General features: G+C 42.2%; 7 protein-coding genes. All 7 read right to left on the bottom strand.

Annotated features, from left to right (window positions below; translation table 11 throughout):
• Window positions 1–194: 194 nt before the first annotated feature.
• Window positions 195–1,244 carry an Ldh family oxidoreductase gene (locus V7097_RS24705; protein WP_335706294.1) on the bottom strand — a complete coding sequence of 350 codons (1,050 nt, stop codon included), beginning with the start codon at window positions 1,242–1,244 and terminating at the stop codon, window positions 195–197.
• Window positions 1,245–1,303: 59 nt separating this feature from the next.
• Entirely contained in the window at window positions 1,304–1,660 is a 357-nt protein-coding gene (locus tag V7097_RS24700; protein ID WP_335706293.1) for a Rieske (2Fe-2S) protein, read from the bottom strand.
• 20 nt (window positions 1,661–1,680) lie between these two features.
• Window positions 1,681–2,769, bottom strand: a complete 1,089-nt coding sequence (locus V7097_RS24695; protein WP_335706292.1) for an amidohydrolase family protein — start codon at window positions 2,767–2,769, stop codon at window positions 1,681–1,683.
• Window positions 2,766–3,758: an NAD(P)H-quinone oxidoreductase gene (locus tag V7097_RS24690; protein WP_335706291.1), complete on the bottom strand. Its 993-nt coding sequence runs from the start codon at window positions 3,756–3,758 to the stop codon at window positions 2,766–2,768. Before V7097_RS24690 ends, V7097_RS24695 begins: the two co-directional genes overlap by 4 nt.
• Before the next feature lie 115 nt (window positions 3,759–3,873).
• The gene (locus V7097_RS24685; RefSeq protein WP_335421296.1) at window positions 3,874–4,206 is read right to left on the bottom strand and encodes a DUF3870 domain-containing protein; all 333 of its coding nucleotides are present in this window, start codon (window positions 4,204–4,206) and stop codon (window positions 3,874–3,876) included.
• Between the two features lie 83 nt (window positions 4,207–4,289).
• Window positions 4,290–5,054: an SDR family NAD(P)-dependent oxidoreductase gene (locus V7097_RS24680; RefSeq protein ID WP_335706290.1), complete on the bottom strand. Its 765-nt coding sequence runs from the start codon at window positions 5,052–5,054 to the stop codon at window positions 4,290–4,292.
• Window positions 5,055–5,066: 12 nt separating this feature from the next.
• The gene (locus V7097_RS24675) at window positions 5,067–6,572 is read right to left on the bottom strand and encodes a tripartite tricarboxylate transporter permease (RefSeq protein ID WP_335706289.1); all 1,506 of its coding nucleotides are present in this window, start codon (window positions 6,570–6,572) and stop codon (window positions 5,067–5,069) included.
• Window positions 6,573–6,574: the final 2 nt, after the last annotated feature.

Raw genomic sequence — 6,574 nt, 5'->3', positions numbered from 1 at the left:
CCTTCCATTGTTGCTAAAGCACCCTCAATCTCCAACTAACTAGAAAATAGTGAACTTTCAATTTCACATTCCCCCTTTAAACCAAAAAAGAGCCACCTAAGTGACTCAAGAATTGTATACGATTTCTGCGAATGGTTTAGATTGATAGTTTCATTGTCGTCCATATCAATTACTATTAAATGTATAATATTATTTTATATTACTTCAGTTAAAGGTGTTACATTCATTGTATTAGCTAGTTTTGCTAAGTCCTCAAGCACCCCATCTGATATAGGTATTCCTGATTTTAACCGGTTTTCCTCGACACCAAACTCAATTTCTCCAGGGAGATACAGTTGGGAAACTCCCGGGGCCTTTACAGCATTTTTCACATATGACCCTAGTGTTTCACTTAAGTCTTTAAATGTGTTCACATCCATGAATGATGAGATATTTATTGCTATCATTAAATGTGATATGCTTTGTTTTTTAGTAGTATCGTACATACTCGGGATCATCTTTGAGAAATCTCCGCCTGACAAGACTCCAGTTAACAATTCTACCATTAGGGCTAGCCCAAATCCTTTCGGCCCTCCTACTGGCAGGATAAATCCCCCATCTAAAACAGACGCAGGGTCAGTTGTTGGAATACCGTTTTTATCAGTACCCCACCCTTCAGGGATTTCGACTCCATTATTTTTAGCAAACAAGACTTTTCCAAGTGCCACATTCGATAAGGCCATGTCTAAAAGGACAGGATTATTCCCACTTGATGGCGCTGCAATAGCTAGTGGATTGTTCCCCAAGACCTTTTCAGCACCCCCAGTAGGAGGCATTAGAGGAGCAGTATTGCTCATGACAATAGCAATCATATCATTTTCAGCAGCCTTCAATGCATAGTGAGCGGCAATTCCAAAATGGTTCGAGTTTTTAACTGAAACGGCAGCAATCCCGTATTCGTTTGCTTTTTCGATAGCCATATCCATGGCTTTTGTTGCAACTACTTGGCCAGCAGAAAAGTGTCCGTCAATGACCGCTGTCCCTTTGTTTTCTTTTTCCACAGTGATTTTGGACTCTTTTCTGATGAAACCTTTCTGCATCCGTTCAATATATATAGGAAGCCTCATCAGACCATGACTGTGTATTCCCCTTGAATCCGCTTCAATCATTGTTCTTGTAATTGTATCAGCCTCATAGGAAGGAACCCCCGCCTTCATTAGGACATTGTTCGAAAATTCACTAAGTGTTGATACTTTAAACTCCATATTTTATGCCTTCCTTCTTCATAGATTACAAGGGGAAGCAAATAACTGCCCTGCCCTATTTATACATTAATAAAAACCAAACCATCTTCAACTAATACTTCGTATGTTTTTACTTTAATTTTATCCGGTGCGAAAAGGGATTTGCCTGTCTTAATATCAAACTCCCAACTATGCCAAGGGCATCGTAAGACTTCTTTTTCCTTTTCAAAGATATATTCCCCTACCTCATTTGATGAGCATCCTTTGTCTATCATGCCATCAGAAAGGCATGGGCCTTTATGAGGGCAAACATCACGTAGAGCATATACTCCTCCATCCTCTGATTGGACAAGGACAATTCCTTTGCCATTTAACGTAAAAGGATACTTTCCGTTCTTCTCAAGCTCACCTATACTACATACCTGGTATTTCATCATCTTCACCCTTCCTTCTTATCCTATAGCCCATAAAAATTACGAGCGTTCTCAAATAAGATTTTATTCTTAAGTGTTTCAGATACTCCGCCTGGTATTGTTCTTTCTGGTGGATCGAAGTCCCAATGAGGATAGTCGGAAGCAAACATAATCATATCTTCTGACCCCATCATATCAATAATGTTCATGAATTCCTTTGGGGTTAAATCATCCCATGGCTGTGTCGTGAACCTCATATTATCACGGAAGTAATCGCTCGGCATTCTCTTAACCCAAGGTGTTTCAGCCCTTAATGCTTTATAAGCAGAATCCATCCTGTGCATCATAAATGGCACCCATTCGAAGCCTCCCTCTACTAAGGCCACCTGAAGCTCTGGGAATTTATCAAACACTCCGTTTGTAATTAGGGAGATGGTTTGAGTCATATAAGCTTGCGGATGTACAGAGCGCCACGCCACATAATATCGAAGAAAATCGCCACCCTGAGCTGTTATTGACGCTGAGAGGTGCATTGCAACCTTCAATCCATGTCTGTTCGCCGCTTCAAAAATTGGATGGTACATCGGATCTCCCCAAGCAAAATCAGCTATAGGCAGCATGACTTGAACCATTTGTGGGTGATCGGCAACGCGCTCGATTTCCCTTACAGCAGCAACAGGGTCCTGTGGAATAGTGATGCTGCCTAGTAATCTTTTATCCTTTGCTAGCCAATGCTCAATGGTATAGTCGTTATAGGCAGAAGCCCTTGCCGCAGCAAACTCGTACCAACCCTTTGCTACGCTTGCCTCATAGAACCAACCTGTTAACACCGCATAGGTCATATTGTGTTTATCAAGGAGCTGTTCTTTTAAAAGGTTATAGTCTGAACCTGGCGTAGATCCGTCGCTTGGCCTTGTATCCATCCTGTATTTAGTCTCTTTCCTAATTTGATTAAATGGAATGCTTCTTTCAGGAACCCATCCATAATCCCGAATGTATCTTTTCCAGTGGTCTGAAAGGTATGGAAGAAGATCCCTTGTCGATTTAATCTCATGATGGACGTCGGTGTCGATGATGCCTTTTGATGTTCTTTTTTCATTTTTCTCTTTATTCACTTCTAAATCAATTTTCACTTCGATTCCCCCTCATTTATTTTTAGAATAATTTTTCCGATATTTTTGTTTTGTTCCATATATAGATGGGCCTCGTTCGCCTGTTCCCAATCGAATATCCTATCGATTACAGGTAATAGCCCTCCATTTTTGAACCGATTCTCTCCGAACTTTCTAAAAGCATCTGTCAGACGAATTTTGTCATCCATGGTCCGTGATCTAAGCGTCGAGCCAATTAGGGATACCCTTTTCCTCATCAAGGTACGCAGGTTTAGCTTTTCGATTTCGTAACCACCCATTCCGCCAATTACAACCCATCTTCCATCCAGGGAGATGGATTCAAGGTTTTTATCCCAATAAGAAGCACCAACAGGATCAAGGATTACATCTACGCCCTTACCATCAGTAATTTCCCTCACCCTTTCAGAAAATGATTCCTCATGGTAATTGATAACGTACTCTGCACCTAACCTTTGACAAACCTCAAGTTTCTTGCTGCTGCCAGCCGTAGCAATCGGAATGGCCCCTACCTCTCGTGCAAGCTGGATAGCTGCAGTCCCCACCCCGCTTGCCGCAGCATGGATCAGGACGAAATCACCCTGTTTCATTTTTCCAAGTTCAAAAAGATTCAGGTATGCTGTAAGGAACGCCTCAGGAATTGCTGCCGCTTCCTCAAATGAGAGGCCATCAGGAATTGGAATAGCAAGACCGGCAGGAACCCTTGCCTTTTCTGCATATCCCCCTCCTGGGAGAAGTGCATATATACGATCACCCTGTTTAATGCCAGACACATTCTTTCCTGTTTCCTCAACGATTCCCGCAATTTCAAGGCCAAGAATTTCTGACTCACCTAAAGGAGGTGGATATTTTCCCCTCCGCTGCAAGAGGTCGGCCCGATTCAAGGCGGTTGCCATCACTCTTACACGCAAATCATCGTCTCCAATAAATGGATCACCATGTTCTCCTATATACAAATCTTTTGTCTCATCCTCAATCAAAATCGCTTTCATACCATCGCCCCTTTCAAACAAATAAAAAAACCCAGCAACAAAGAGATGTCATCTCCTGTTACTGGGTTTTACCTACTTCAAGAGATAGCTTTTAACTATCCCCATAGATAACCAGTTATTTTGACAATTGTACCTGTCTTATTTCATTATATCTGTCCCATGCCGAACGGATGGATTGAATTACCGCCCCCTGTGAAGGAGCAAAACAATGTTTCTTTACATCTTCTAATAAAGGCTGTATCCCCTGTTTTGTATCATATCCCTTAACAAGGGTACTTAGATAAGTATTCATTAACTGGGTAATTACTGTGAATTGCGCGTCTTCAATCACACCTGTTTTGGTATTGATGACGAGAACAACGCCTATTGTCTTGTAAGTTTCATAAACAGTAGTTCCTTTTGGTCCTTGTGCAAAGCCTGTGACCAGGACTGTATCTTTTGTTTCCATGAAAACCCCCCAGTCTGAAAATTAATATTATTAAATAATATTATAAAATACTTTTTTGGGGGCTTCAATACCTTTTAAATAATTTAACCCATGAAACGACCACCGTTTACGTCGAGTACAGCACCAGTCATATAAGAGGATTCATCACTTGCAAGGAAACTGACCACCTTCGCCTGTTCATCTATGGTTCCTAGGCGCCTTAATGGGATAGCATCAAGAACTTCTTCCTTTTCAACCTCTACCATTGTGTCCCACGTCTCTTGCAGGCGTTCTCCCGATAGGACAAGACCTGGAGCTATAGCGTTCACACGGATTCCAAAAGGACCTAATTCTTTTGCAAGCCTTCTGGTAAAGCCAACGACGCCTGCCTTTGCTGCCGCATAAGAGACACCTGTTACAATACTTGCAGTCCTTCCTCCAATGGATGAGAGATTGATTATGCTTCCCCCATTTTCTTTCATATAGGAAACAACTGCTTGTGAGACAAGGAATGTTCCCTTTAAATTGACATCAAGGACGAGATCCCAATGTTCCTCCGTGATCTCTTCAAACCTTTTAGGAGTCCGAAGAGCCCCGCCAGCGTTGTTAACTAAAACATCTATTTTTCCGAAGGTTTCTATTACATAATTAACCATACTATTAACTTGCGCTTTATTCGTAACATCTGCAGCAAACCCGAAGGCCTCATATCCTTCTTTTTTCAAAGAAGTTAGAGCTTCTTTTACTGAATCTTCATCAATATCATTGATTACTACAACTGCACCTTCCCTTAGCAGATGCAAAGCCATAATATAGCCAAGCCCACGGGCAGAACCCGTGATTAGGGATACTTTTCCCTCCAGTTTCAATAGAATCTCCCCCTATATTTCCATATCGGTGCCCAACATACTCTTTTTGTTCTTAATCCCTGCAATTAACGTCCCAAGGAAGATAATGACAGTGAGGACTATTAAGATAGCGGAAATCGGCCTTGTGAAGAAGATTCCAGCATTTCCATCCGAGATGGCCATCGATTGCAGAAAAGAAGATTCAATTTGGCTTCCGAGTACAAGCGTTAGAACGGTTGCCGCAATTGGGATATCAAGCTTTTTCATGAAGTAGCCAATAACGCCAAAAATTAACATTAGTCCGATATCAAAGACACTATTTTTTACCGTATAAGCACCAACCATCGTGAACATCATGATTAACGGAAGAAGAATCTTATATGGGACCTGCGCCACTTTTGCCCAGAGATTTGCAAGTGGAAGGTTCATGATAAGAAGGATCACATTCCCGATAAACATACTTGCAATTACCGCCCATACAAAGTCTGAATTCTCCCTAAAAATCTTTGGACCAGGTTGAAGACCGTGCATGATAAATGCGCCAAGTATAACTGCAACTGTTGGAGAGCTGGGAAGCCCTAAAGTAAAAAGTGGGATAAGCGCACTTCCACTAGTCGCATTGTTTGCCGTTTCTGGCCCCGCTACCCCTTCAATAGCCCCTTTCCCAAAAGACTCAGGTTTTTTTGAGATCTTCTTTTCAAGAGAATAGGAGGCAAGGGATGAAAGCACTGCGTTTGCTCCAGGTACAAGTCCGATTAAAACTCCAAGTCCTGTTCCCCTCCCAATCGATTTTATGGTAGCTCCCCATTCATCCCGCCGTGGGAATAATCCTTTGACTCTCGCGGGTTTTTCTGCTGTTTGCCCTTGATCAGCGTTATAAAGTATCTCAGAAATTCCAAAAAGCCCCATTGCCACAATAACAAAGTCGACTCCGCTAAAAAGCTCAGGGATGCCTAAAGTGAAACGGGAGCTTCCAGAAATCGGGTCAATCCCAACAAAAGCAAGTAATAAACCAAAAACCGCGGCAATGAAACCTTTTACAAGAGACTTCCCCATAAGTCCAATCAGCATCATTAGACCAAGAATCATGAGTGCAAAGAACTCAGGCGGACCGAATCTCAAAGCAAAACTTGCAAGAGGCGGTCCAATAAAAGCAAGTCCAATAAGTGCGGTAATTCCACCTACGAATGAACCAATAGCGGCTACGCCCAGGGCTACGCCGGCTCTTCCCTGCTTTGCAAGCTGATGGCCATCGATACAGGTGATAACACTTGCTGCCTCACCTGGGATATTAATTAGGACAGATGTAATCGTACCACCGTACATTGCCCCGTAGTAAATTCCCGATAGCATAATTATCGCCGATGTCGGATCCATGCCAAAGGTGAGTGGAATAAGTATCGCTGTCCCCGCAACTGGCCCTAATCCCGGCATAACGCCTACAAACATTCCAACCGATACTCCAATTATACAAAACAATAGGTTTTCCCATGTTAGTGCATTAGAAAAACCATTCAATAATAGACCGAAAGTTTCCATAA

Source organism: Bacillus sp. JJ1562 (assembly GCF_036962705.1).
Taxonomy (GTDB): domain Bacteria; phylum Bacillota; class Bacilli; order Bacillales; family Bacillaceae_L; genus Ferdinandcohnia.
This window is presented reverse-complemented; position numbering and strand designations above follow the sequence as displayed.